The organism is Ferrovibrio sp. GW821-FHT12F09 (genome assembly GCF_058806775.1).
On record NZ_JBXAPZ010000001.1, the window covers coordinates 2,535,872 to 2,561,708 of the forward strand.

27 protein-coding genes and 1 tRNA gene are annotated in these 25,837 nt (G+C 65.4%); 18 read left to right on the forward strand and 10 right to left on the reverse strand.

The annotated features are described in order from the left end of the window. Positions 1–37 precede the first annotated feature (37 nt). The gene (locus AC1ROB_RS12635) at positions 38–1,039 is read right to left on the reverse strand and encodes a Bug family tripartite tricarboxylate transporter substrate binding protein (protein ID WP_492970812.1); all 1,002 of its coding nucleotides are present in this window, start codon (positions 1,037–1,039) and stop codon (positions 38–40) included. Between the two features lie 136 nt (positions 1,040–1,175). Here AC1ROB_RS12635 and AC1ROB_RS12640 point away from each other — a divergent pair, with 136 nt between their 5' ends. Next, the gene (locus tag AC1ROB_RS12640) at positions 1,176–1,475 is read left to right on the forward strand and encodes an acylphosphatase (protein ID WP_492970811.1); all 300 of its coding nucleotides are present in this window, start codon (positions 1,176–1,178) and stop codon (positions 1,473–1,475) included. On the opposite strand, the gene AC1ROB_RS12645 is transcribed toward AC1ROB_RS12640, so the two are convergent. The 6 genes from AC1ROB_RS12645 to AC1ROB_RS12670 form a co-directional block, all read right to left on the reverse strand. Further along, on the reverse strand, positions 1,476–2,150 hold the full coding sequence (locus AC1ROB_RS12645; RefSeq protein WP_492970810.1) for an NAD-dependent epimerase/dehydratase family protein: 675 nt from the start codon (positions 2,148–2,150) through the stop codon (positions 1,476–1,478). A gap of 87 nt (positions 2,151–2,237) precedes the next feature. Further along, positions 2,238–3,257 (reverse strand): ACR3 family arsenite efflux transporter, encoded by a 1,020-nt coding sequence (gene arsB, locus AC1ROB_RS12650; RefSeq protein WP_492972194.1) that lies wholly within the window; start codon positions 3,255–3,257, stop codon positions 2,238–2,240. A 32-nt stretch (positions 3,258–3,289) separates the two neighbouring features. Further along, the gene (locus AC1ROB_RS12655; RefSeq protein ID WP_492970809.1) at positions 3,290–3,802 is read right to left on the reverse strand and encodes an arsenate reductase ArsC; all 513 of its coding nucleotides are present in this window, start codon (positions 3,800–3,802) and stop codon (positions 3,290–3,292) included. Between the two features lie 9 nt (positions 3,803–3,811). Next, positions 3,812–4,999, reverse strand: coding sequence for an MFS transporter (locus AC1ROB_RS12660; RefSeq protein WP_492970808.1), 1,188 nt, complete (start codon positions 4,997–4,999; stop codon positions 3,812–3,814). A 6-nt stretch (positions 5,000–5,005) separates the two neighbouring features. Further along, positions 5,006–6,376, reverse strand: a complete 1,371-nt coding sequence (locus tag AC1ROB_RS12665) for an FAD-dependent oxidoreductase (protein ID WP_492970807.1) — start codon at positions 6,374–6,376, stop codon at positions 5,006–5,008. A 49-nt stretch (positions 6,377–6,425) separates the two neighbouring features. Beyond that, entirely contained in the window at positions 6,426–6,785 is a 360-nt protein-coding gene (locus AC1ROB_RS12670) for an ArsR/SmtB family transcription factor (protein WP_492970806.1), read from the reverse strand. Between the two features lie 390 nt (positions 6,786–7,175). On the opposite strand from AC1ROB_RS12670, the gene AC1ROB_RS12675 reads away from it, so the two are divergent. Beyond that, entirely contained in the window at positions 7,176–7,403 is a 228-nt protein-coding gene (locus tag AC1ROB_RS12675; RefSeq protein WP_492970805.1) for a hypothetical protein, read from the forward strand. A gap of 31 nt (positions 7,404–7,434) precedes the next feature. Here the strand turns inward: AC1ROB_RS12675 and lipB are convergent, their stop codons facing one another. Further along, the gene (gene lipB / locus AC1ROB_RS12680; RefSeq protein WP_492970804.1) at positions 7,435–8,157 is read right to left on the reverse strand and encodes a lipoyl(octanoyl) transferase LipB; all 723 of its coding nucleotides are present in this window, start codon (positions 8,155–8,157) and stop codon (positions 7,435–7,437) included. 68 nt (positions 8,158–8,225) lie between these two features. Between lipB and AC1ROB_RS12685 the strand changes: the two genes are divergently transcribed. The 3 genes from AC1ROB_RS12685 to AC1ROB_RS12695 all read left to right on the forward strand — a co-directional run bounded on the left by AC1ROB_RS12685 (position 8,226) and on the right by AC1ROB_RS12695 (position 11,088). After that, positions 8,226–8,465: a FliM/FliN family flagellar motor switch protein gene (locus AC1ROB_RS12685; protein WP_492970803.1), complete on the forward strand. Its 240-nt coding sequence runs from the start codon at positions 8,226–8,228 to the stop codon at positions 8,463–8,465. A gap of 95 nt (positions 8,466–8,560) precedes the next feature. Continuing rightward, positions 8,561–8,647, forward strand: a tRNA-Leu gene (locus AC1ROB_RS12690). 146 nt (positions 8,648–8,793) lie between these two features. After that, a complete protein-coding gene (locus AC1ROB_RS12695) occupies positions 8,794–11,088 on the forward strand; it encodes an NADP-dependent malic enzyme (RefSeq protein ID WP_492970802.1) in 2,295 nt (764 codons plus the stop codon). On the opposite strand, the gene AC1ROB_RS12700 is transcribed toward AC1ROB_RS12695, so the two are convergent. Continuing rightward, positions 11,085–11,972 (reverse strand): LysR family transcriptional regulator, encoded by an 888-nt coding sequence (locus AC1ROB_RS12700; RefSeq protein WP_492970801.1) that lies wholly within the window; start codon positions 11,970–11,972, stop codon positions 11,085–11,087. The genes AC1ROB_RS12695 and AC1ROB_RS12700 overlap by 4 nt on opposite strands. A gap of 105 nt (positions 11,973–12,077) precedes the next feature. Here AC1ROB_RS12700 and AC1ROB_RS12705 point away from each other — a divergent pair, with 105 nt between their 5' ends. The 10 genes from AC1ROB_RS12705 (at position 12,078) to AC1ROB_RS12750 (ending at position 20,451) form a co-directional block, all read left to right on the forward strand. Then, complete coding sequence (locus tag AC1ROB_RS12705) at positions 12,078–12,530, forward strand: acyl-CoA thioesterase (protein ID WP_492970800.1); 453 nt, start codon at positions 12,078–12,080, stop codon at positions 12,528–12,530. Beyond that, positions 12,527–13,009 (forward strand): PaaI family thioesterase, encoded by a 483-nt coding sequence (locus AC1ROB_RS12710; RefSeq protein ID WP_492970799.1) that lies wholly within the window; start codon positions 12,527–12,529, stop codon positions 13,007–13,009. The genes AC1ROB_RS12705 and AC1ROB_RS12710 overlap by 4 nt, the downstream gene beginning before the upstream one ends. A 61-nt stretch (positions 13,010–13,070) precedes the next feature. Continuing rightward, entirely contained in the window at positions 13,071–14,243 is a 1,173-nt protein-coding gene (locus AC1ROB_RS12715; protein ID WP_492970798.1) for an isovaleryl-CoA dehydrogenase, read from the forward strand. Further along, complete coding sequence (locus AC1ROB_RS12720) at positions 14,240–14,866, forward strand: hypothetical protein (protein ID WP_492970797.1); 627 nt, start codon at positions 14,240–14,242, stop codon at positions 14,864–14,866. Before AC1ROB_RS12715 ends, AC1ROB_RS12720 begins: the two co-directional genes overlap by 4 nt. An 11-nt stretch (positions 14,867–14,877) precedes the next feature. Further along, positions 14,878–15,264: a RidA family protein gene (locus tag AC1ROB_RS12725; RefSeq protein ID WP_492970796.1), complete on the forward strand. Its 387-nt coding sequence runs from the start codon at positions 14,878–14,880 to the stop codon at positions 15,262–15,264. A gap of 17 nt (positions 15,265–15,281) precedes the next feature. Continuing rightward, entirely contained in the window at positions 15,282–16,415 is a 1,134-nt protein-coding gene (locus tag AC1ROB_RS12730; RefSeq protein ID WP_492970795.1) for an acyl-CoA dehydrogenase family protein, read from the forward strand. Positions 16,416–16,451: 36 nt separating this feature from the next. Continuing rightward, on the forward strand, positions 16,452–18,233 hold the full coding sequence (locus tag AC1ROB_RS12735) for a potassium/proton antiporter (RefSeq protein WP_492970794.1): 1,782 nt from the start codon (positions 16,452–16,454) through the stop codon (positions 18,231–18,233). Between the two features lie 24 nt (positions 18,234–18,257). Then, positions 18,258–18,863 carry a 2-hydroxychromene-2-carboxylate isomerase gene (locus tag AC1ROB_RS12740; RefSeq protein WP_492970793.1) on the forward strand — a complete coding sequence of 202 codons (606 nt, stop codon included), beginning with the start codon at positions 18,258–18,260 and terminating at the stop codon, positions 18,861–18,863. Between the two features lie 32 nt (positions 18,864–18,895). Further along, positions 18,896–19,495, forward strand: a complete 600-nt coding sequence (locus AC1ROB_RS12745; RefSeq protein WP_492970792.1) for a 2-hydroxychromene-2-carboxylate isomerase — start codon at positions 18,896–18,898, stop codon at positions 19,493–19,495. Next, a complete protein-coding gene (locus tag AC1ROB_RS12750; protein ID WP_492970791.1) occupies positions 19,492–20,451 on the forward strand; it encodes a DMT family transporter in 960 nt (319 codons plus the stop codon). The genes AC1ROB_RS12745 and AC1ROB_RS12750 overlap by 4 nt, the downstream gene beginning before the upstream one ends. On the opposite strand, the gene AC1ROB_RS12755 is transcribed toward AC1ROB_RS12750, so the two are convergent. After that, the gene (locus AC1ROB_RS12755; RefSeq protein WP_492970790.1) at positions 20,436–21,221 is read right to left on the reverse strand and encodes an SDR family NAD(P)-dependent oxidoreductase; all 786 of its coding nucleotides are present in this window, start codon (positions 21,219–21,221) and stop codon (positions 20,436–20,438) included. The two genes, AC1ROB_RS12750 and AC1ROB_RS12755, sit on opposite strands and share 16 nt — an antisense overlap. Before the next feature lie 162 nt (positions 21,222–21,383). On the opposite strand from AC1ROB_RS12755, the gene AC1ROB_RS12760 reads away from it, so the two are divergent. Genes AC1ROB_RS12760 through AC1ROB_RS12770 form a run of 3 tightly spaced genes read left to right on the forward strand, consistent with a single transcriptional unit; the run spans position 21,384 to position 25,837 of the window. After that, positions 21,384–22,991: a carboxyl transferase domain-containing protein gene (locus AC1ROB_RS12760; protein WP_492970789.1), complete on the forward strand. Its 1,608-nt coding sequence runs from the start codon at positions 21,384–21,386 to the stop codon at positions 22,989–22,991. A gap of 8 nt (positions 22,992–22,999) precedes the next feature. Then, entirely contained in the window at positions 23,000–23,791 is a 792-nt protein-coding gene (locus AC1ROB_RS12765; RefSeq protein WP_492970788.1) for an enoyl-CoA hydratase-related protein, read from the forward strand. A 15-nt stretch (positions 23,792–23,806) separates the two neighbouring features. Beyond that, on the forward strand, positions 23,807–25,837 hold the full coding sequence (locus AC1ROB_RS12770) for an acetyl/propionyl/methylcrotonyl-CoA carboxylase subunit alpha (protein ID WP_492970787.1): 2,031 nt from the start codon (positions 23,807–23,809) through the stop codon (positions 25,835–25,837).

Here is a 25,837-nt window from a genome sequence, read left to right on the forward strand (position 1 = left end):
CGGGCACCCCGTTTCCGGTTTCAGACTTCGATCAGCCTCAGTCGATCTTGGCGCCCGAGGCCTTCACGGCCTTGGCCCATTTCTCGATCTCGGTCTTCATCAGGTCGGCCAGCACCTGCGGCGAACCGCCCACGGGCTCGGCGCCCTGCTGGTCGAACTGCGCCTTCATCTCCGGCGTCTTCAGGATCGCGTCGATCTCGGCATTCAGCTTGGCCACGATCGGCGCCGGGGTCTTGGCCGGGGCATACATGGCGAACCAGGCGGTGGCGCTGTAATCCGGCAGGCCCTGTTCGGCGATGGTCGGGATATCCGGCGTCGACGGCCAGCGCTTCGGCGTGGTGACGCCCAGCGCCCGCAGCGCGCCGGAGCGGATATGCGGCAGGGCCGAGGGCAGGTTGTCGAAGGTGAACTGCACATTGCCGCCGAGCAGGTCGGTCAGCATCGGGCCCGAACCGCGATAGGGCACATGCACCAGATCCGTGCCGGTCATGGTCTTGAACAACTCGGCCGAGAGATGGCCCGAGGTGCCGTTGCCCGGCGTGCCGAAGTTGAGCTTGCCCGGCTGCGACTTCGCCAGCGCGATGAACTCCTGCACGTTCTTTGCGGGCACCGAGGGATGCACGACCAGCACATTGGCCACCATGGCGATCAGCGACAGCGGCGCGAAATCCTTCACCGGATCGTAGCCCAGCTTGTTGTACAGGCTGATGTTGATCGAATGGGTGCCGATGGTGCCCATCATGATGGTGTAGCCATCGGGATCGGCCTTCGCCACCGATTCGGTGCCGATGTTGCCGCCGGCGCCGGCCTTGTTGTCGATGATGAACTGCTGGCCCAGGCGGTCGCCCAGCTTGGCGGCCACATGGCGGGCCAGGATGTCGGTGGTGCCACCGGCCGGGAAGGGCACGACCACCTTCACCGGTTTGGTGGGATAGGCCTGGGCCAGAGCGCCAGTGGCGGTCAGGGTGGCGGTCAGGGTGGCAGTCAGGGGCAGGGCGGCGGCCAGGAGGCCGGCGGCCAGAAGCCGGGTGAAGCGCATGGAATTCCTCTCGTGTCTTGCCGTTTCTCTACGGACTCGTTCCGTGTCCGGCATATTAGGCCATGGCCGGCCGGACGCCATGGTTACGTTCATACCACCGCTTTTCCCCCCAACCGCCGCAGGTTAAGCTTCCCCCATGAGCAAGATGGCACGCCGCTATTTCGTTTCCGGCCAGGTCCAGGGGGTGGGATTCCGCTACTGGACCTCGGGCCGGGCCAAGCATCTGAACCTGGTCGGCTGGGTGCGCAACCGGCGCGACGGAAGGGTGGAAGTGCTGGCCTATGGCGAGAAGTCCGATCTCGACAGCCTGGAGCAGGAGCTGCACCAGGGCCCGGACGCCGCCCATGTCGAGGCGGTTCAGGATGCCCCGGTGACGCCGGAAGAGGCCGAGCTGGCTGCCGGCGCGACCGGGTTTTCGCAGACCAAGACGCTGTAATCAGAGCGCGTTGATATCGCGCACTTCCAGCACGCGCTTCTCCGGCACAGTCCGCGCCACCGCGATCATCGCCTTGCCCACCTGTTCGGTGGTGGTGAGCGATTCCGGCCAGAGCTTTTTCACCAACGGCATAAAGGGCATCAGCAGGATATAGGCCGCGCGGTAGACCCGGCTTTTCGGCTTGATGCCGTGCAGGGGCTCGATGGCGCCGGGACGGAACATGTAAGCGGCCCGGAAGGGCAGGCGCAGCAGGTCATTCTCGGTGCGGCCCTTCACCCGGGCCCACATGATGCTGCCCTGTTCGGAGCTGTCGGTGCCGCGCCCGGTGATATAGGTGAACACCATCTGCGGGTTCAGCCGGGCCAGCGTGGTCGCTGCCGCCAGCGTCAGGTCATGGGTCACCCGCGTATAGGCCGCCTCGGTCATGCCGGCGGCCGAGACGCCGAGACAGAAAAAGCAGGCATCGAAGCCGCTCAGCCGGTCCGCGATGGCGCTGTAGTCGTAAAGGTCGGCATGGATCAGGTCTTCCAGCTTGGGATGCATCCGGCCCATCGGCGTGTCGCGCGCGGGGCTGCGGCCGACCGACACCACCCGGGTGACGCCGGGATCGGCCAGGCATTCGCGCAGCACGCCCTGGCCGACCATGCCGGTGGCGCCGAAGATCAGGACGTTCATGGCGGGACTCCGTCGCGGATGAAGTCGTCATCCTGACCGGGATCGCGGCGAAAGGACAGGGCGGCCGTCACAGTCCGGTACGGCCGGTCAGCGCGCGCCGTACCAGCCGCGGCTGCGATTGACGATATGTACCACCGACAGCATCACCGGCACCTCGATCAGCACGCCGACCACGGTGGCCAGCGCCGCGCCGGATTGCAGGCCGAAGATGCTGATGGCGGCGGCCACGGCCAGTTCGAAGAAGTTGCTGGCGCCGATCAGGGCCGAAGGGCCGGCGACACAATGGGCGACACCGCACTGGCGATTGAGCCAGTAGGCCAGCCCGGAATTGAAATAGACCTGGATCAGGATCGGCACGGCCAGCAGGGCGATGACCAGCGGATGCGCGACGATCTGTTCGCCCTGGAAGGCGAACAGCAGGACCAGCGTGGCCAGCAGCGCCACCAGCGACACCGGACCGAGGCGGCGCTGGATGCGGGCGAATGTGTCGCTGCCGGCGGCCAGCAGTGCCCGGCGCCAGAGCTGCGCCACCGCAACCGGGATCACGATATACAGTCCGACCGACAGCAGCAGCGTCTCCCACGGGATGGCGATGGCGGATATGCCGAGCAGCAGCCCCACGAGGGGCGCGAAGGCCACCACCATGATGGCGTCGTTCAGCGCCACCTGGCTCAGCGTGAAATGCGGCTCGCCGTCGACCAGGTTGCTCCACACGAACACCATCGCCGTGCAGGGCGCCGCCGCCAGCAGGATCAGGCCGGCGATGTAGGACTCGATCTGGTCGGCCGGCAGCCAGGGGCGGAACAGCCAGCCGACGAACAGCCAGCCCAGCAGCGCCATCGAAAACGGTTTGACGGACCAGTTGATGAACAGCGTCACGCCGATGCCGCGCCAGTGCTGTTTCACCGAGGCCAGCGCGCCGAAGTCGATCTTCAGCAGCATCGGAACGATCATCAGCCAGACCAGCAGCGCCACCGGCAGGTTGACGCGGGCGATTTCCAGGGCGGCAACCGCCTGGAAAACACCGGGCATCCAGTGGCCGGCGGCGATGCCGGCGACAATGCACAGGGCGACCCAGAGCGTGAGGTAACGCTCGAAGAAACCGATGGCCGGAGCGGCGGGCGGGGCGGCAGCGGTCGTCACGAGGCCGCGGCCCTGTCCTTGCCGATGTCGCGCAGGCGGCTGTGCAGCGTCAGATCGTCCAGCGCCGCAAACGGCAGGCTGGCGAAGGCACGGATGCGGTTGGTCAGCATGCGATAGGTGTCGGCGAAGGCCAGCCGCTGCTCCACTTCGTTATCCAGCACGGCAGCCGGATCGGGCAGGCCCCAATGGGCCGTCATCGGCTTGCCGGGCCAGATCGGGCAGACCTCGTTGGCGGCGTTGTCGCAGACGGTGAAGATGAAATCGATCGGCGGCGCATCCGGCCCGGCGAATTCATCCCAGGATTTCGAGCGCAGGCCGCCGATGTCGTGACCGCTTTTCCGCAGCAGGTCGAGTGCGACGGGATGCACTTCGCCCCTGGGAAAACTGCCGGCGCTGAAGGCCTTGAACCGGCCACCGCCAATCTCGTTCATGATCGCTTCGGCGAGGATGCTGCGGGCGGAATTGCCGGTGCAGAGGAAGAGGATGTTGTAGGTCTTGCCGGTATCCATTGTGGGGTCTCAGGCTTTGGCGATGGTTTCGGAGGACGCGGTCGTGCGCAGCAGCATCATGGCGACGAAGCCCACGAGGCAGAGGCCGCTGGAGAACAGCAGGACATAGGCGCCATAACGTTCCAGCAGCACGGCGAACACGAAGGGGGCTGCGGCCTGGCCGAAGCGCGCCGGCGCCACCAGCCAGCCCTGGCGGCGGCCATAGCCCGCCGCACCGAAGATCACCAGCGGCAGCGTGCCCTTGGCAATCGTCATCACGCCGTTGCCGGCGCCATGCAGGATGGTGAAGAGATAGGCGGCCGCCGGGCCGAACAGCAGCACCATGGCGGCCCCCAGCGGATGCGTGATGGCGGAGACGCGGGCGGATAGCAGGGGATGCAGCTTCTGCAGCACGCTGTATTCCAGCAGGCGGGCGGCGACCTGTGCCGGGCCGACCAGCGCGGCCGCGGCAATGGCGACGGTCTTGCTGGCGCCGGCGCTTTCCAGAATGCGCGGCAGATGGGCCGCCATGGCCGTGCTGGTGAACCAGGTCACGGCGAAGGCAAAGGCCAGCAGCAGCATCGGCCGGCTGAACAGATCTTCGGGCGGGGCGGCGGCCTGCGCCTTTGGCGCGGCATGTTCGCCAAGTTCGACCGGGATCAGAAAGCGGTTGATCGGCAGGCCGATCAGCAGATGGGCTGCGGCCCAGACGAAGCAGGTGGTCCGCCAGCCCCATTCGGCATCGACCAGCGCGGAGATGGGCCAGCAGACCGTGCTGGCGAAACCGGCCAGCAGGGTGATGCCGGTGATGGCGCTGCGGGCATCCTTGCCATAGATCGCAGTCAGCGAGGCGAAGGCCGCCTCATAGAGGCCCATGCCCATGCCAGTGCCGATGATCAGCCAGGCCAACACATAGGTTGCCAGGTTTGGGGCGGCGCCCAGCAGGGCAAGTCCTGCGGCAAAGACAAGACTCGATACCGTCAGCATGTTGCGACCGCCGAAACGGTCAATGCGGTGGCCCACGGTGGGACCGATGAAAGCCGTCAGCAGCATGGCGCCGGAGAAGGCGCCGAAAATCCAGCCGGTGGACACGCCGAACGCTTCCGCCATCGGGGTGGCGAGAATGGCTGGCAGGTAATAGGTCGAGCCCCAGGCCAGCGTCTGCGCGGTGCCGAGTGCCAGAACGATGGTGGTGCGGCGGTCTTTAGCGATCGGCATGGGGCTTCAGCAGCAGGTCTTGGCGGCCGTGGCGACGACGGCCGGCTTGGGCGCACCGCAGGACGACGAGGCCGTACTGCAACCTGTTGTCTCTGCTGCCGCCGGTCGGCTGGTGCTGCAAACGCCGGTTTCCGGCAGGTCGAGCTGCACATCGTCGGCCGCCGTCCTGTCGCCGGCGATGGCGGCGACGATGGAGCGCACCTGCTCATAGCCGGTCGCCAGCAGGAAGGTCGGCGCGCGGCCATAGCTCTTGATGCCGGCGATATAGAAACCGGCATCGGGCTGGGCCAGTTCGCGATACCCGTGGGGACGCACGGTGCCGCAGGAATGCAGGTTGGGATCGATCAGCGGTGCCAGCACGCGCGGGCTCTCGGTGGCGGGATCGAGATCGAGGCGGATTTCCCGCAGGATATCCAGGTCGGGCCGCTGGCCGGTCGCCGCAATGATGCGATCCACCGCCAGCACGGCGGTCTGTCCGTTCGGCTGCGTCAGGCTGACCGTCAGGGATTTGCCGGCGTCGACCCGGCTGATGCTGCTCTGCATATGCAGCGCGATACCACCCGATTGCACCAGCCGTTCCAGCGCCTGCCCGAGGGCGCCGCGCGCGGCCAGCTTGTCATTCTCGCCGCCGCCGAACAGGCGGGCGAGACTGTCGCCGCGCACGGCCCAGAGGATGGTGGTGTCCGGTGCGCGGTCCTTCAGTCTGGCGAGATCGAGCAGCACATTGGCCGCCGAGTGACCCGCGCCCAGGACCAGCACGCGCTTGCCGGCATACTGCATGGCATCCGCACCGGCGACATCCGGCACGCCATAGGCGATGGCATCGGCAGCCGCCGTCTCGCCCGGCACCGGCAGGCCATTGCTGCCCAGCGGATTGGGCTGCGTCCAGGTCCCGGAGGTATCGATGACGGCCGCGCCGAGCAGCTGGCGTTCGGTGCCATCCTGACCGCGGACGATGACGGAGAAGGGCGCGCGGTCGCGGCCGGCCGATTTCATCTTGTCGAAGCCGAGCCGGCTGACGCCGGTGACGCGGGCATTGCGCTCCAGGATGCTGGCGATCTCCGGCGTGGCGGCCAGCGGCTTCAGGTATTGCTCGTACAGTTCCGCACCCGTCGGATGCGCGCTGCGCTTCGGCGCCTGCCAGCCGGTTTTTTCCAGCAGGGCGCGGGCGGCCTTGTCGATGTTGTAGGACCAGGGCGAGAAAAGCTGCACATGGCCCCAGCGCTGCACATTGGCGGCCACGGTCTCGCCGGCTTCCAGCAGCGTCACCGGGATGTCGCGCGCCAGAAGATGGGCGGCCGCCGCAAGGCCGACAGGGCCGGCACCGATGACGATGACCGGCAGGGCGGGGCGCTGGATTTGTGTCGTGGCGTTCATCGGCGTTCCTTCGTCGTTCGTCGAAATACGAATATTCAGGGCAAATTTTTTACAGGTTTCCGATCAGCTGCTGCACACGGCGAAGCTTCTCGATGTCGACGCAGTAGCAGGGACGCTCGCCCTCGATCTCGCCTTTCACCAGGCCAACGTCTTTCAGGATGGTCAGATGCTGGGAGGCGGTGGAGGGGGCGACGGGCAGCAGGTCGGCCAGCCGGCCGAAATAGCAGGCGCCGATCCGCAGCAGGTTGCGCAGGATCAGCACGCGGACCGGATGGCCGATCGCCTTCGCCAGCAGCGCCAGTTCCTCGTCCTCGGCCCGCAGCGGTTCGGCCAGCACCGCGGGCTGGACCGTGCCGTCCGTGCAGCAGGCGTCGTCGATCTTGGCAATGGTCTCGGATTTGGTTGACATGACACTCTATTCGTTATTCGACGAATAACGTAAAGCGGTCTGCCGGAAAGATCAAGACCCGCGGGCGAGAGGCCTTGAAGCCGCTAAAATGTACGCTATATGTTCCTGCGGTTGCAATGCGCCGAGGCTGATATCCGTCTAAGCAGAAACGAATGCAAACGAAGCGAAACGAAGGTCAGGGGAAGGCAAACGAAGCCGAGGGAACGGCAGCGAAGCCAAAGGAAGCAGATCGAAGCGGAACGAAGATCAGGGAAGCCTGGCGAAGCATCCCGAAGCGGGGACAGGCATTCGGAGGGATGCTACAACAGAATCCCAATATGGGCGGCCTCAAGTTCGCATTCTTAATAATATAGTATCGGTAAGATTATGGCAGAGAAAAGAAAACTGGTTATGGGCCTGAAGGATTGGGCGATCTGCTATGCCGGATCGCTCGGCTTTGGCGGCCTCGCCTGGTGGGTGACGCAGAACCAGTGGGTCGGCTTCGGGGTGGTGGTCATCTTCACGGCGGTTTACGTCCTGTTCGTGAAGTCAAAGGCCGCTTCAGAGGCACCGAAAGTGGTCTCGACCGAAAGCATGAGCCGGCAGCAGCGCCGCGCTCATGAACGCCGGAATAAATAATACTGTTCAGTATTTTATGATATTTACTTAATCAGGTAGTGCAGGTTGCGCCCAGGCGATCCAGCAGGGCGGTTTCCAGGGTGTCGCGCAGGGCCAGGTCCACATCGGGCAGGGCGGCGGTCAGGCCCAGGTCGACCAGCGAGGTGACGCCGAAGGGTTCGGCCGCCGTGTTCTGGATGCCGCAGGCGACGATGCCCTGGTAGTGCTCCAGCGCCGGGTCGACATTCAGGCTCAGGCCGTGGAAGGTGACCCAGTGCCGGACCCGCACCCCGATGGCGGCGATCTTGTCCTCCCGGCCCGGACCCTGTTCGGCCGAACGGTCGACCCAGACGCCCACCCGGCCGGGACGGATCTCGCCCTTGACGTTGAAGCGGGCGAGCGTGGCGATCACCCAGTCCTCCATCCGGCAGACGAAGGCGCGCACGTCCTTGCCCCGGCGGTTGAGGTCCAGCATCAGGTAAACCACACGCTGGCCGGGGCCATGATAGGTGTATTGCCCGCCACGGCCTGTGGAATGCACCGGGAAGCGCGGGTCGAGCAGGTCGGCGGCTTTGGCCGAGGTCCCGGCGGTATAGAGCGGCGGATGCTCCAGCAGCCAGACCAGCTCCGGCGCCGTGCCGGCGCGGATGGCGGCGACGCGCTCCTCCATGGCGGCCAGGGCGGCCTCATAGGGGACCGGACCGTCGCTGATCGCCCATTCGACCGGGCCGGCGGGGGTGTCGATCAGGCTCAAAGGCGGCGGGAGAACGGACATGAGCTTAACTCTGTGCTAACCTGAGATGCGTTACTTAGCGGCTGTAGTGGCCGGAAGGAAGGTACCCCGTGGCGGTGAATACGGCAGTCAATGACGTCTCGGTCGAGATCTCGGTGGTGCTGGGCAAGGCGACCATGCCAATCCACCAGGTGCTGAAGGTCGGCCGTGGCGCCGTGATCGAGCTGGATGCCAGCGTCGACGACCATGCCTGGATCTTCGCCAACAACAAGCTGATCGCCCGTGGCGAAATCGTCATTTCCGGCGAAAAGGTTGCTGTCTCGATCACCGACACGATGTCTGACGACTAAGCAAGATTGGGTCTGACGACTGATCGGCCATTAACTTCTGGCGCGGCCTTGAATACCCCGGCGGGATTTGCTATTCCCCCGCGTCGCCCGAAAATGCGGTCGTGGCGGAATTGGTAGACGCGCAGCCTTGAGGTGGCTGTGGCCGAAAGGCCGTGAAAGTTCGAGTCTTTTCGACCGCACCATTCGATTGACCCCACCTCAGGGGCATATTCCCAGCCGGCGACGTCCTGTCCCACTTTCATCCGTGATGCGGCTGTTGTAAGCCTGATTGCCCCGGCGGCAATCGGCCTGACCGGCTGCCCCTATCGTTGATCCAACGAGTGATTTGATGAAATCCGACCTCGACCGCGCGGCGCTGGAATATCACCGGCTGCCCAAGCCCGGTAAGCTGGAAATTACCCCCACCAAGCCTCTCGGCACCCAGCGCGACCTGGCGCTGGCCTACAGCCCCGGCGTTGCCGCCGCCTGCAACGCCATTGTCGAGGATCCCGGCCAGGCCGCCGAGCTGACCGCCCGCGGCAACCTGATCGGCGTGATCTCCAACGGCACCGCCGTGCTGGGCCTGGGCAATATCGGCCCGCTCGCCTCCAAGCCCGTCATGGAAGGCAAGGCGGTGCTGTTCAAGAAGTTCGCCGGCATCGACGTCTTCGATATCGAGATCAACGAGACCGACCCGGAGAAGCTGATCGCCATCATCGCGTCGCTGGAGCCCACCTTCGGCGGCATCAACCTGGAAGACATCAAGTCGCCGGAATGCTTCGTGGTCGAGCGCGCGCTGCGCCAGAAGATGAAGATTCCGGTCTTCCACGACGACCAGCATGGCACCGCCATCACGGTGGCCGCCGCCGTGCTGAACGGCCTGCGTGTGGTCGGCAAGAAGATCGAGGACGTGCGCCTGGTCGCAAGCGGCGCCGGCGCCGCCGCGTTGGCCTGCCTGGACCTTCTCGTGGCGCTGGGCGTGAAGTCGGAAAACATCGTCGTCAGCGATATCGTCGGCGTGGTCTATGAGGGCCGCACCGAACAAATGGACGAGTTCAAGGCGCGCTATGCCCGCCCGACCAACCACCGCACCCTGGGTGACGCCATCGTCGGCGCCGATGTCTTCCTCGGTCTTTCGGCCGCCAATGTGCTGAAGCCGGAGATGGTCGAGAAGATGGGGCCGCAACCGCTCATCCTGGCGCTGGCCAATCCGTCGCCGGAGATCCTGCCGGAAGAGGCCAAGAAGGTACGCCCCGACGCGATCATCGCCACCGGGCGCTCGGATTACCCGAACCAGGTCAACAACGTCCTCTGTTTCCCCTTCCTGTTCCGCGGCGCGCTGGATGTCGGCGCCACCACGATCAACACGGAGATGGAACTGGCTGCCGTCCGCGCCATCGCCGATCTGGCCATGGCGGAAATCTCCGACGTCGTCGCCCGCGCCTATGGCAATGACGAGGCGCTCAGCTTCGGCCCGGAATACTTCATCCCCAAGCCCTTCGATCCGCGCCTGATCCTGCAGATCGCGCCGGCGGTGGCGCAGGCGGCGATGGACAGCGGCGTGGCGACGCGCCCGATCACCGACATGAAGGCCTATCGCGAAAGCCTGGAGCGGTTCGTCTACCGCACCGGCTTTGTCATGCGGCCGACTTTCGAGCGCGCCAAGCGCCGCCCGCTGCGCCTGATCTATGCCGAGGGCGAGGACGAGCGCGTGCTGCGCGCCGCCCAGATCGTGCTGGACGACAAGGTGGCGCAGCCGATCCTGATCGGCCGCCGCGCCGTGGTCGAACGCCGCATCGAGAAGCTCGGCCTGCGCCTGAAGATCGGCGAGACCGTCGAGCTGATCGACCCGGAGCGCGACGACCGCTATCACGAATACTGGACCGGTTACCTGACGCTGATGAAGCGCAAGGGCGTGGCGCCCGACGATGCCCGCACCGTGATCCGTACCAACACCACCGTGATCGCGGCGATGGCCGTGCAGCGCGGTGAGGCCGATGCGATGATCTGCGGCGCCGTGGGCCAGTATGACCAGCATCTGCCGCATATTGTCGATGTGATCGGCCTGCGCTCGGGCGTGCTGGTGCCGGCGGCCATGCAGCTCCTCGTATTGCCCCATGGCATGCTGTTCATCACCGATACCAATGTCAGCCTCGATCCTACGGCGGACGAGGTCGTGGCGATCACGCAGCTTGCGGCCGATGAAGTGCGCCGCTTCGGCGTGGTACCGAAGATCGCGCTGCTGTCGCATTCCAATTTCGGCACGTCGTCGTCGCCCACGGCGCTGAAGATGCGCGAGGCGACCCGCCGCCTGCATCAGCTGATGCCGGATGTGGAGATCGAGGGCGAGATGAAGGCCGATGCCGCCGTCTCGGAAGCGATCCGCGAGAAGCTGATGCCCGACAACAGCCTGAAGGGCAGCGCCAATCTGCTGGTGATGCCCAATCTCGATGCCGCCAATATCTCGTCCAACCTGGTGCGCCAGATGGAGCAGGGCTTCTATGTCGGCCCGATCCTGATGGGGGCGGCGAAGTCGGCGCATATCGTGTCGCGCAATGTCACCGTGCGCGGCCTGGTCAACATGAGCGCGGTCGCCGTGGTTGATGCCCAGGATCACGCCGACGCGGCAGCCGCCAAAGTCTAATGCCCGATGACGGGATGCCGCGCGGCGGCATCCCAGTCATGGCCGCTGGCGAACTCCCGCAACTGCTGCAGCGCCGCGTCGCTGTCGTCGCGCCAGACCAGGCCGATGCGATGGGCATCGCGCAGCTCCGGCAGGCTGAGCGTGGCGATGCCGTCGCCAGCCAGCCAGTGCGGCAGGATCGCAACTCCGAGGCCGGCTTCCACCAGCGCCAGCAGGCCGGCATCGCTTTCGGCGCGGCCGATGATGCGCGGCCGTACATTCAGCGTGTCGAACAGTTTTTCGGCAGCCGGCATGATCTCGGCCTGCGGACGGATCACGAAGGGTTGGTCCTGCAGGTCGGCAACCCGCGCGCTGGCGCGATGGGCCAGGGCATGATGCAGCGGCACGGCCAGCAGGTAGCGCTGGCGGAACAGGGTCAGGCTGCGGTCGTCGCGATCATCGGTCAGCGGCAGGATCGCGGCGTCGATGCGGCCCATGTCGGAGCGCTTGCTCAGCGTGGCCGCCGGCGCTTCCAGAGTCTCCAGCGCGATATCGGGATGGGCGGCAACGAAGCTGCCGAGCAGGGCGGTCAGGCGCTGCTGCGGCAGGCCGGGAATATAACCCAGCCGCAGCCGCAGTTTCGCCACCCGGCCTTCCTGGCGCAGTTCGCGGCGTGCGGCGGTCCATTCCTGCAGCAGCAGGCGGGCGCGCGGCAGAAAGCGGGCCCCGGCCGGGGTGAGCTGGGCGGCGCGGGCGCGGTCGAACAGGCTGGCGCCCAGCGATTCCTCCAGACGCTTGATCCCGGCCGAGAGGGTCGGCTGGGTCACGTTGGCGCGCTCGGCACCCCGGGTGAAGCTGCCGGTCTCGGCCACGGCCATGAAGTAACGGATCTGGGTCAGGTTCATGCCGAATAGAGAAAAACTATCCGAACTATAAATACAATCGATTTTCTCTATTCCGATTTGCGGGGTATCAGGGGAGCCAGAGGAAACCCTGAACGAGGCCCGGCTATGGCCGACCGCTATATCGAAACCCTGCGCCTGATGACCCAGGCCTGGCAGTGCGACCATCTGGGTCATGTGAATGTCAGTTTCTACATGGGCTGGCTGGGCGATGCCGCCTTCGCCATGGGCGCCCTTCATGGCTGGGGCCGCGACCAGATGATGACGGAGCATGCCGGTGTCGCCGCCGTCAGGGCCGAGGTGGATTATCAGGCCGAGCTGCGCGGCGGCGATATGGTGCGGATGGAAAGCACGGTGGAGAGCATCGGCGAACGCAAGATCGTGTTCCGTCACCGGCTGATCCGCATCGGCGACGAACGCCAGGCGATGGCGGCGCGGCTGACCGGCGTCTGCATCGATCTGCAGCAGCGCCGCTCGCGGCCATTTCCGCCGGTCTTCATCGACCGTATTGTTGCCGCATTCGATCTGCAGCCTCCCGCACCGAAGGACGCCGCCGCGTGACCCAGTTTTCACAGCCCCAGTTCAAGCCGCAGGTCGAGGATTACGAATCCCGCGTGCGCGACAGTTTCAACCGCCAGCCGGCGATGCATCTGATCGGCGCGTCGATCGCTGCCGTGACGCCCGGTTTCTGCGAAATCGAGATGGTGCGCAAGCCGGACCTGACACAGCAGCACGGCTTCGTGCATGGCGGCATTGTCGGCATGATTGCCGATTCCGCTGCAGGGTATGCCGCCTTCAGCCTGTTTCCGGCCGATGCCACGGTGCTGACGGTGGAATACAAGATCAACATCATGGCGCCGGCCGATGGCGACCGCCTTGTGGCACGCGGGCAGGTCACCCGTCATGGTCGCACCCTGACCATTACGGGCTTCGATGTGTTTGCCGAGAAATCCGGCAAGATAGTGCACTGCGCCACCGGGCTATCGACGCTGATATGCATTATGGGGCGTCCAGATGGGCCCCGCACGGCTGCATCCTGAGCCGCAATCCGCTACAGTCCCGTCACCCGATTCAGAAGTCTCGTCCGAGAAGGGTATAATCATGATCTCCAACAGCTATCCGACGCTCGATTTCGGGCTCGGTGAGACCGCCGATATGCTGCGCCAGTCCGTGCGTGGCTTTGTCGATAACGAGCTGGCGCCGCGTGCCGATGCCATCGACAAGACCAACGAATTTCCGCGCGACCTGTGGACCAAGCTGGGCGATCTGGGCCTGCATGGCATCACCGCCGAGGAAGAATACGGCGGCGCCGGCCTCGGCTATCTGGAGCATTGCGTGGCGATGGAAGAGGTCAGCCGCGGCTCGGCCTCGGTGGGCCTGTCCTATGGCGCCCATTCCAATCTCTGCGTCAACCAGATCAGTCGCAACGGCAGCCCGGAGCAGAAGAAGCGCTACCTGCCCAAGCTGATTTCCGGCGAACACCTGGGCGCGCTTGCCATGAGCGAGCCCAATGCCGGCTCCGATGTCGTGTCGATGAAGCTGCGCGCCGACAAGAAGGGCGACCGTTATATCCTCAACGGCAACAAGATGTGGATCACCAATGGCCCGACCGCCGATGTGCTGGTGGTCTATGCCAAGACCGATCCCGCCGCCGGTCCGCGCGGCATCACGGCGTTTCTGGTGGAGAAGGGCTTCAAGGGATTCTCGACGGCGCAGAAGCTCGACAAGCTGGGCATGCGCGGCTCGGATACCGGCGAGTTGGTCTTCCAGGACTGCGAAGTGCCGGAAGAGAACGTGCTCAATCAGGTCGGCAAGGGCGTCAACGTGCTGATGAGTGGCCTGGATTACGAGCGCGCCGTGCTGGCCGCCGGTCCGCTGGGGATCATGCAGGCGGCAATGGACGTGGTGCTGCCCTATATCCATGAGCGCAAGCAGTTCGGCCAGTCGATCGGCACCTTCCAGCTCATTCAGGGCAAGGTCGCCGATATGTATACCGAGATGAATGCCTCGCGCGCCTATGTCTACACGGTGGCGAAAGCCTGCGATCGTGGCCAGACCACGCGCAAGGATGCCGCCGGCGCGATCCTGTTCGCGGCCGAGAAGGCGACCAAGCTGGCGCTGGATGCCATCCAGATTCTCGGCGGCAACGGCTATATCAACGATTATGCCACCGGCCGCCTGTTGCGCGACGCCAAGCTCTACGAGATCGGCGCCGGCACCTCGGAAATCCGGCGCATGCTGATCGGGCGTGAAATCTTCGAGGAGACCAAGTGAAGGTCGTATCCCGCAGCCTTGCCGCCGTTATCCTGCTGTCAGCCACCTCGGCGGCGGCCGGCGATAGCGGTGCGCGCTGGGAGCATGTGAAGGCGGCTGACCAGCGGGTGCGCTGGGAGGCGGAGGGCCTGACGACCGCGCCGCAGATGGCCGAAGCCTTCACCTCGCCGCTGGGTTATCGCATCGATCGCTATCTGTGGAAGGCGCAGAAGCCGGCCGGCAGTTTCGCTATCGCGGTGCTGCGCGACCTCAGTGAGGAAGACCATTACCTGAGCGGCCCGGTCGACCTGATAAAATTCGCCACCACGGTTCTGAAGGGGCTGGAGGCGCCGAAGCCGCAGGCCAGCGAACCGAAGGATGTGAAAATGGCGACCCCGACCCGCCCGTTGCTGACCCGGCGTTTCGATCTGGGCACGCGGCAATGTGTGGCGCTTGGCTTCTACGCCCAGCCGCAGGCCCAGGCCGCAGCGTCAGGCAAGACAGCAGCCGCGAAGGAAGAGCCGCTGGCCGAGGGCAGTCTGCGGCTCGATGGCGTCTATTGCGCCGCTGCCGGCCAGCCGCTGACGCCGCAACAGGTGCTGGCCTATGCCGGCGGTCTCTCGCTCACCCCACGGAAAAACTAGGAACCGACCTGATGAACGACCGCCGCCTGATCTCCACCGGGTCTCCCTTCGAGAAGGCCATGGGCTATTCCCGGGCTGTGGTGGATGGCGACTGGGTCCATGTCTCGGGCACCACCGGCTACGATTACAGCGCCATGACCATCAGCGACGATGTGACCGCGCAGGCCGAACAGATTTTCCAGAACATCATCGCCGCCCTGAAACAGGCCGATGCCACGCTGGATGACGTGGTGCGGGTGCATTACTACCTGACCGACGCCAGCTATTTTCCGCTGATCGCACCCGTCTGCGGCAAATACTTCGCCAAAGCGCGGCCGGCGGCCACCGCCCTGGTCTGCCAGTTGATCGATCCCAAGATGAAGCTTGAGATCGAGGTTACCGCCCGCAAGCGCATCTGACGCCGAGGACCAAGCCGATGCTGACGCAAGACCAGCAGATGATCCGCGCCATGGCGCAGGATTTCGCCCGCGACAAGCTGCTGCCCGGGGCCGCTGCGCGCGACCGCAGCGCCGAACCGCCGGTGGATCTGCTGCTCGAGATGGGCGGGCTTGGCCTGCTGGGCATGGGTGTTCCCGAGCAGTGGGATGGCGCCGGCGCCGATTTCGTATCCTATGTGCTGGCACTGGAAGAGATTGCCGCCGCCGATGGCGCGATCAGCACCATCATGTCTGTCAACAATTCGCCGGTTTGTGCGGCACTGTTGCGCTATGGCAGCCCTGAGCAGAAGGAACGCTTCCTCAAGCCGCTGGCGCGCGGCGAGTGGATCGGCGCCTTCTGCCTGACCGAGCCGCAGGCCGGTTCGGACGCTTCTGCGCTCAAGACCCGGGCGCGGCGCGATGGTGACGGCTGGGTGATCAATGGCGTGAAGCAGTTCATCACCTCGGGCTCGATCGCCAGGGTGGCCCTGGTCTTTGCCGTCACCGATCCGGACCAGGGCAAGCGCGGTATGTCCTGCTTCGTCGTGCCCACCGACACGCCGGGCTACACCGTAGCGAGTGTGGAACAGAAGCTGGGCCAGAAATGCTCGGATACCTGCCAGATTGTCTTCGAGGACCTGAAAGTGGGGGCTGACGCCCTGCTGGGCGCCGAGGGCGAGGGCTACCGCATTGCACTCGCCAACCTCGAATCAGGCCGGATCGGCATTGCCGCCCAGGCCACCGGCATGGCCCGGGCGGCTTTCGAGGCGGCGCGCGACTATGCCGGCCAGCGCCAGGCCTTCGGGACCGCGATCATCAACCATCAGGCCGTGGCCTTCCGGCTGGCCGATATGGCGACCCGCATCGAGGCGGCGCGGCAGCTGGTGCTGAATGCGGCGCGGCTGAAGGATGCCGGCGCGCCCTGCCTGAAAGAAGCCAGCATGGCCAAACTGTTTGCTTCTGAAATGGCCGAGCGCGTATGCTCGGATGCCATCCAGATTCACGGCGGCTACGGCTATCTCGCCGATTTCCCGGTCGAGCGCATCTACCGGGACGTGCGCGTCTGTCAGATCTACGAAGGCACCAGCGATGTGCAGCGGCTGGTGATCAGCCGCGCTCTCACCGGAAGCTAGACTCAAACGCCCGCAAGGGCCCTGTAAGGAGCGGTATTGAACCAGGCCAACGAGATCCTTTTCATCGCATCTCTGTTGGTCCTGGTCAGCATCTTTGCCGGCTCGGCCTCCAGCCGCTTCGGCGTGCCCTTCCTGCTGGTCTTCCTCGGGCTTGGCCTGTTTGCCGGCGAAAGCGGGCCGGGCGGCATCGTCTTCCGCGACTACCAGCTCACCTATGCCGTCGGCTCGGCGGCGCTCGGCATCATCCTGTTCGACGGCGGGCTGCGCACGCATTTCTCCACGGTGCGGCTGGTGATCGGCCCGGCCTTCGTGCTCGCCACCATCGGGGTGCTGGTGACGGCGGCGCTGGTCGGCGTGGCGGCGCATTTCGCCTTCGGCCTGAAGCCGCTGGAAGCCTGCCTGGTCGGCGCCATCGTCGGCTCCACCGATGCGGCCGCCGTGTTCTTCCTGCTCAACATGAAGGGGCTGGCGCTGCAAAAACGCGTCAGCGGCACCCTGGAAGTCGAATCCGGCATCAACGATCCGATGGCGATCTTCCTGACGCTGGTGATGGTCGAGATGCTGCGGCTGGGCAAGGTGCCCGACACGCTGAATCTGCTCGGCCTGTTCACGGTGCAGATGGCGGGCGGTCTGGTGGTCGGCATCCTCGGCGGCTTTTTGCTGGTCGGCCTGTTCAACCGCGTGGCGGTGGCTGGCGGCCTCTATCCCATCGTGGCCATGGCTGGCGCGCTGCTGATCTTCTCGGGCGCGCATTACGTGCAGGCCTCGGGTTACGTCGCCGTCTATGTCGCCGGCCTGGTGCTGGGCAACCGGCGCCATCGCGGCGCGCAGGTGATCCTGCGATTCTATGACGGCTTGAGCTGGCTTGGACAGATCGTGATGTTCCTGCTGCTCGGGCTGCTGATGACGCCCGAGGAGATGACGCCCTATGCCGTGGGCGGCGGCATCATCGCCGGTGTGCTGATGCTGGTGGCGCGTCCCGTGGCGGTCATGCTCTGCCTGCTGCCGTTCCGCTACACCATGCGTGAAATCGGCTTCATCTCCTGGGTCGGCCTGCGCGGCGCGGTGCCGATCTTCCTGGCCACCATCCCGGTGCTGGCCAAGCTGCCCAATTCCGAACTTTATGTCACCGCCGCCTTTGTCTGCGTGCTCGCCTCCCTGACCCTGCAGGGCTGGACGATTGCGCCGGTCGCCCGGCTGTTCGGCCTTGAGCTGCCGCCGAAGCCCGAAGCCGCGGCCCGCACCGCCGATATCGACCTGGGCTCGACCCTGGATCGCGATATCGCCAGCTACCGCATCGAGGCCGATGCGCCGGCGCTTGGCTATCGCTTCCCCGAGCTGCCGCTGCCGCGACGCTGCCGCATCATCTCGGTGATCCGTGACGGCACGGTGATGGACCGTACCAAGCTGGAGAATATCGAGCCCGGCGACTACCTGCTGATGCTGGCGCCGCCGGAGCAGTTCTTCGCGCTCGACCGGCTGTTCACCGCGCGCAAGCAGGACAAGGCCAAGCGCAAGCGCGAACGCGGCGAAGAGGTGTTCGGCGAATTCGTGCTGGCCGGCGATACGCTGATGGGCGAGTTGTCGGTGATCTATGGCATTGCCGTCGACGAGAAGGACCGCAAGGAGCCGGCCGGCGCCTTTGTCCGCCGTCGTCTGCGCCATCGTCCCGTGGTCGGCGACCGTATCCGTCTCGGCCCGGTGGAGCTGGTGGTGCGCGAGATCCGCAACGACCGCATCACCTCGATCGGCATCGAGCTGGAACCCGAGGAGCATCCGATCCTGCGCGGCTTCCGCCGTGCTTTTGGTTTCGACTAAACAAAAAAAGACGGAGGATGCAGCATGGCGGCTGCACTGGATTTCTATTTCGATTTCGGCTCGCCCTACGGCTATATCGGCGCCCAGCGTATCGATGAGATCGCGGCGAAGCATGGCCGCAGCGTCAACTGGCATCCGATGCTGCTCGGCGCTGTGTTCAAGTCCGAAGGCACGCAGCCGCTGACGCAGTATCCGATGAAGGGCAAATACTCGACCCATGACTTCAAGCGCAGCGCGCGCGAGCATGGCATCCAGTTTAACATGCCGCCGAAATTCCCGGTGGCGACCCAGGCCGCCGGGCGCGGCGTCTACTGGCTGCAGCAGGAACAGCCCGACAAGGCGGTCGCTTTCATCAAGGCGGCCTACAAGGCCTATTTCGTCGATGGCATCGACATTTCCGCGCCGGAGGCGGTGGGCGATATCGCTGCCGGTCTTGGCGTCGACCGCAAGGCCTTCATGGCCGGCATCGAAAGCCAGCCGATCAAGGACAAGCTGCGCGCCGTGACCGAGGATGCGATCCAGCATCGCGGCGTCTTCGGTTCGCCCTTCACCATTGTCGACGGCGAACCCTTCTGGGGCGCCGACCGCCTGGACCAGGTCGACCGCTGGCTGCAGCGCGGCGGCTGGTAACATAAAACATAAAAACCGAGAGGAACGCTGCCATGGCCAACCCGATCATCTTCTACTGGGACTTCACCTCGCCCTACGCCTATATCGGCGCCAACCAGATCGAGGCGGTGGCGAAGAAGCACAACCGCAGCGTCGACTGGCGCGCGGTCTCGATCGGCCATCTGTGGAAGGCGATCCCGGATCGCGCGCCGATCCCGCAGGTGAAGATGGAGCATATGATGCACGACTGGACGCGCTCGGCCAAACTCGCCGGCCTGCCCATCGTCTCCACGCCCGATCCGTTTCCCACCGACGTCAAGCTGCCGCGCCTGCTGTTCTACCGGCTGAAGGAGCGCAATCCGGCCAAGGCGGTGGCGGTGGCCAAGGCGGCGTTCCGGCAATACTGGGGCGAGGGCAAGGACATCGCGCGGCCGGAGCATCTCAAGACCGTGGTGCATGTGGCGGGCGTTCCGGAATCCGAGATCGCCGCGGCGGCCGAAGATGCCGCAGCCCGGCAGGCGGTGCTGGATGCCACCGCCGAGGCCAGCGAGGCCAAGGCCTTCGGCACGCCCACCTTCATTGTCGATGACGAGATGTTCTGGGGCGCCGACCGCATCGATCATATCGACCGCTGGCTCAGCAAGCGCAAATGAGCGTCAAACCTGCCGGCGGCGCGCTGGCCGTCACCGGCCTCATCGTTACGGCGCTGCTCTGGGGCGCCATGATCCCGATGACGCATGTGCTGGCGACCCGGCATATCGATCCGTTTTTCATGTCGGCGATCCGCTACCTGATTCCGGCGCCGTTGCTGATCGGCATGGTGCTGGTATTCGATCGGGCCTCGCCCTTCCGTGCGCCGGTGCCCTGGCCGGTGGTGGCGAAGCTGGGCGTCATCATGGCCTGTTTCTCCATCTTCTACACGGTGGGCATCATGCTGTCCGAGCCGGTGCGGGCGGCCATTGCCATGAGCTGCGGCCCGCTGGTGGCAGCGCTGATGACCAAGCTGATGCTGCGCGCTCCGCTGGCGCGCGGGTTCTGGCCGGCGGCGATCTGTGCCGTGATCGGCGCGGCGCTGGTGGCGCTGGATGCCGTGCGCCCAAAGGCCGGCGGCCCCGGCGAGTTCAGCCTGCTGGGCGAAATCATGCTGGTGGGCGCCATGGCGAGCTGGAGCCTGTATTCCCTGAAGGTGCAGGCCTGGCTCGCGCCGCTGGGCTGGAGCAACATGCGCATCACCTGCCTGACCTCGCTGGCCGGCGGCCTGCTGATCTGCGGCCTGTTCGTGGTATTGGCGATGATCACGCCGGCGCGGTTGCCGTCGGAGGTGCCCTCTGCTGCCGCACTCGGCATGCTGGCCTGGGTCGGCATTGGCGGCGCCGGCCTGGCGATCCTGTTCTGGAATTACGGCGTCAGCCATGTCGGCGTACCGGTGGCGACGCTCTATACCAGTCTGGCGCCGGTCTTTGCCGTGCTGGTCTCGGCGCTGTTTTTCGGCAGCGCCATCACCCTGCAGCAGATCGCCGGCGGAATACTGATCCTCGCCGGCGTGGTCCGCATGCAGTGGCTGGGCATGAAGGCGGCCCGGGAAGCCGCCCGTCAGAAGATGGTGTAGGCGCCGTCGATCACGAAGCTGTCGCCGGTGTGATAGCTGCTGGTATCGCTCATCAGGTAGGTGGCGATGCCGCTGAAATCCGACCCCTGGCCCCAGCGCCGCACCGGGATGCGCGGCAGCACGTTGCCGCTGAATTTCGGATCGGCGACGCCGGCCGCCGTCATCTCGGTCTCGATCCAGCCGGGCAGGATGGAATTGGCGGTGATGCCGTAGCGCGCCATCTCGACAGCCAGAGCACGGATCATCGACAGCATGGCGCCCTTGCTGGCGGCATAGGATTGGTTCCGCGCCGCGCCATGCACGCCAGCCGTGCTGGCCATGCCGACCAGGCGACCACCGGCCTTGTCGCCGGCCTTGCTGCGCTCGACCATATGTTTTGCGGCGGCGCGCAGGGTGAAGAAGGCGCCATCGAGATTGACCGACAGAACCCGGCGCCATTCCGCCGTCGCCAGTTCATGGAAGGCGGCGCGCGCCTGGCTGACACCGGCATTGGCGAAACAGCCGTCCACGCGACCCATCTGCTTCAGGGCTTCGGCGAAGGCGGCCTCGACCTGCGCCTCATCCGACACATCCACCTTCTGCACCAGCACGCGATGGCCATGGGTCTTCAGTTTGGTTTCGGCCGCGGCATTCTTGGACGGGTTGCCGCCCCAGATCACCAGGTCGCAGCCGGCCTGCGCCAGACCCTCGGCCATGCCCAGGCCGATGCCGCCGTTGCCACCGGTGACCAGTGCCACCTTGCCGCTGAGATCGAAGCCTTTGCCGGCCATGGTTCCTCCATAGTTTTTATCGATGTTGCCGATAGATAAGGCGAAATTAGCAGCTTGCCGCACGGGCTGCATCCTTTTCCCGCCGCACCCCTTGCAGGCTATCGGGGGCGCTGGCATGGTCGGAACAACCACAGCCCGAGAACGAGAAGCAGAAGCCCTGCCATGAGCGCTCTTACCAGCCAACTCGATACCCGTTCGGCGGCCTTCCGCGACAACGCGGCGCAGATGCAGGCGCTGGTCGACGATCTGAAAGCCAAGGTCCGCCTGATCAAGCAGGGCGGCGGCGACAAGGCCCGCGAGAAGCATCTGTCGCGCGGAAAGCTGCTGCCGCGCGACCGCGTGCGCACGCTGCTCGATCCCGGCACGCCCTTCCTCGAACTCAGTCAGTTCGCCGCCTATGACATGTATGGCGGCGATATCCATGCGGCCGGCGTGATCACCGGCATCGGCCGGGTGGCCGGGCGCGAATGCGTCGTCATCTGCAACGATGCCACTGTGAAGGGCGGCACATACTTCCCGATGACGGTGAAGAAGCATCTGCGGGCGCAGGAAATCGCCATGCAGAATCGTCTGCCCTGCATCTACATGGTTGATTCCGGTGGTGCCAACCTGCCGACCTGGGACGAGGTGTTTCCCGACAAGGAGCATTTCGGCCGCATCTTCTACAATCAGGCCAATATGTCGGCGGCCGGCATTCCGCAGATCGCCGTGGTCATGGGCTCCTGCACTGCGGGCGGCGCCTATATGCCGGCCATGTCGGATGAATCGATCATCGTGAAGAATCAGGGCACCATCTTCCTGGCCGGCCCGCCGCTGGTGAAGGCGGCGACCGGCGAGGTGGTGTCGGCCGAAGATCTCGGCGGCGCCGATGTCCATGCGCGCACCTCGGGCGTCAGCGACCATTACGCCATGAACGACAATCATGCGCTGGGGCTGGCGCGTCGCATTGTCGGCAATCTCAACAGCGTGAAGCAGGTGTCCGGCGATGTGCGTGCGCCTTTGCCGCCGCGCTATGACGTCTCCGAGCTATACGGCGTGATTCCGAAAGACGGCCGCATTCCCTTCGATGTGCGCGAGATTATCGCGCGGATCGTGGACGATTCCGAATTCGACGAGTTCAAGAAGCTGTACGGCGCCACGCTGGTCTGCGGTTTCGCCCGCATCCATGGCTATCCGGTCGGCATCATCGCCAACAACGGCATCCTGTTCTCGGAAAGCTCGCTGAAAGGCGCGCATTTCATCGAGCTGTGCTGCCAGCGCAATATCCCGCTGGTGTTTCTGCAGAACATCACCGGCTTCATGGTTGGCAAGAAATACGAATCCGGCGGCATCGCCAAGGATGGCGCCAAGCTGGTCACGGCCGTGTCCTGCGCCAGCGTGCCGAAATTCACTGTCATCATCGGCGGCTCCTACGGCGCTGGCAATTACGGCATGTGCGGCCGCGCCTACAGTCCGCGGCTGCTGTTCATGTGGCCGAACGCCCGCATCTCGGTGATGGGCGGCGAGCAGGCGGCCAGCGTGCTGGCCACCGTGAAGCGCGACGGCATCGAGGCCGGCGGCGGCACCTGGTCGAAGGACGAGGAAGAGGCCTTCAAGAACCCGATCCGCGCCCAGTATGACCGCCAGGGTCATCCGTATTACGCCTCGGCCCGCCTGTGGGACGATGGCATCATCGATCCGGCCGATACCCGCACGGTTCTGGCGCTCGGCCTCAGCACGGCCCATAACGCGCCGCCCGAGCCGACGAAGTTCGGCGTGTTCCGGATGTGAGATGCACCATGTCTGACGAACTCGTCCTGCTTGATATCGACAGCCGCGGCGTCGCCACGGTGACCCTGAACCGGCCGCAGATCCACAACGCCTTCAATGACGATGTGGTGCAGCGCCTGACCGCGATCTGGGACCAGGTCGCCGGCCATACCGATGTGCGCGTGGTGGTGCTGAAAGGCGCGGGCAAGAGTTTCTCGGCCGGTGGCGACCTCGACTGGATGCGCAAGTCCGGCCAGGCGACGCCGGAACAGAACCGCGCCAGCACCATGAACATGGCGCGCATGCTGAAAAAGCTGAACGACCTGCCGCAGGCAACGCTCGCCCTCGTACACGGAAACTGCATGGCCGGCGGCACAGGCCTTGCCTCGGCTGCCGATATGGTGGTCTCGACGGCGGATGCGAAATTCGCGCTGACCGAAGTGCGGCTCGGCCTCACGCCGGCGACGATCTCGCCCTATGTGGTGGCCGCCATCGGCCCGCGCCAGGCGCGCCGCTATTTCCTGACCGCCGAACGGTTCAGCGCCGAGGATGCCTGCCGCATCGGCCTGGTGCATGAGGTTGTTGCTGACGAGGCAGCGCTGGCTGCGCGTGGCGAAGACTATATTGCGGCCCTGCTGCAGGGCGCACCGGGCGCGATCCGTGACAGCAAGCTGCTGATCGGTCGTGTTGCTCATGTACGTGTCGATGACGAGCTGATGCAGTTCACGGCGCAGAATATCGCTGACCGCCGCGCCAGTCCGGAAGGGCAGGAGGGCCTGACCGCCTTCTTCGACAAGCGCAAGCCGAACTGGGCGAAGTAAGGGGAGCGTCAGACCGTGTTCCGCAAGATCCTGATCGCCAATCGCGGTGAAATCGCCTGCCGTGTCATCCGCACGGCAAAAAAGCTCGGCATTGCCACGGTGGCTGTCTATTCCGACGCCGATGCGCAGGCGCGCCATGTCGCCATGGCTGATGAGGCCGTGCATATCGGCGGCGCGGCAGTACGCGAAAGCTACCTGCTGCCCGAGCGGATCATTGCCGCCGCCAAACTGACCGGCGCGCAGGCGATCCATCCGGGCTATGGCTTCCTCTCGGAAAATGCCGCATTCGCCAAGGCCTGCAAGGCCGCCGATATCGTCTTCATCGGGCCGCCGGCTTCCGCCATCGAGGCCATGGGCCTGAAGGGCGCGGCAAAAGCGCTGATGGAAAAGGCCAAGGTTCCGGTGGTGCCGGGTTATCACGGCGACGACCAGTCCCCCGATCTTCTGGCGAAAGAAGCGGATCGCATCGGCTATCCGGTGCTGATCAAGGCCGTAGCCGGCGGCGGCGGCAAGGGCATGCGTCGTGTCGATTCCGCCAAGGAGTTCGCGACTGCTCTGGCCGGTGCGCAGCGCGAGGGCGCCAATGCCTTCGGCGACGACAAGGTGCTGCTGGAAAAGTATCTGGTGAAGCCGCGCCATATCGAAATCCAGGTCTTTGCCGACAGCCATGGCAATGCCGTGCATCTGTTCGAGCGCGACTGTTCGGTGCAGCGTCGCCACCAGAAGGTGCTGGAGGAAGCGCCGGCGCCCGACATGCCGCCGGCCATGCGCAAGGCGATGGGCGATGCTGCGGTGGCTGCCGCCAAGGCCATCGGCTATGTCGGCGCCGGCACGGTGGAGTTCATCGCCGATGTCTCCGATGGACTTCGGCCTGACCGCTTCTATTTCATGGAAATGAACACGCGGCTTCAGGTGGAGCATCCGGTGACCGAGATGATCACCGGGCAGGATCTGGTGGCCTGGCAGCTCGATGTCGCGGCCGGCGGCACCCTGCCGTTGGCGCAGGACCAGCTCTCGATCAACGGCCACGCCGTGGAAGCGCGTATCTACGCGGAAGACCCGCAGAAGAATTTCCTGCCCTCGGTCGGCACGCTGCATCGCCTGCGGGCGCCAGCCGAGAATGCCCATGTGCGTGTCGATACCGGCGTGCGCGAGGGCGATGCGGTCACGCCCTATTACGATCCGATGATCGCCAAGCTGATCGTCTGGGACACGGACCGCAAGTCGGCCTTGCGCCGCATGAAGCAGGCGCTGGCCGAATACCAGATCGCCGGCGTGCAGACCAACACCGCCTTTCTGATCGCGCTGGCTGGTCATGAGGCTTTCATTGCCGGCGACCTGGACACCGGCTTCATCGAGCGATTCCGCGCCGACCTGATCCCGACGCCAGAGCCGGCCTCGATCACGGTGCTGGCGCTGGCCGCACTGGCTGTCACCCTGGAGCAGCGTGCGTCCGTCGAGCGGCAGGCTTTGTCGAGCGGCGACCGCTGGTCGCCCTGGGCGCAGGTCAGCGGCTGGCGCCTGAACGACCAGGGCTGGGATGAACTGGTGATCCGCGAACGCGATACCGATGTCAGTTGCCGGATTGAATATCTCGATGGCGGCGCCCTGCGGGTGAACGGTCCGGGCGGCCATGTGACCGTGCAGGGCAACCTGGATGGCGATGGCGGTCTGGATGCCGTGGTCGATGGTCGCCGTCTGCGTGCGGGCATCGTGCGCCGCAAGGATGCCCAGGGCGACGAGCTGGCGGTGATGCTGCCGGGCGAGACCCATCGTCTGACGGTGGTCGATCCGCGGGCGGTCAGCGATCTGGACGAGGGCGGCAGCGGCCATCTCACCGCACCGATGCCGGGCAAGGTGGTGACGGTGCTGGTGGAAGAGGGCGCGAAGGTCGAGAAGGGCCAGCCGCTGATGATCCTGGAGGCCATGAAGATGGAACACACCATCAGCGCGCCGGCGCGCGGCACAGTCGCCAAGGTGAGCTTCCGCGCTGGCGACCAGGTCAGCGAGGGCGCCGTGTTGCTCAATCTGGAAACCGAGGCCTGA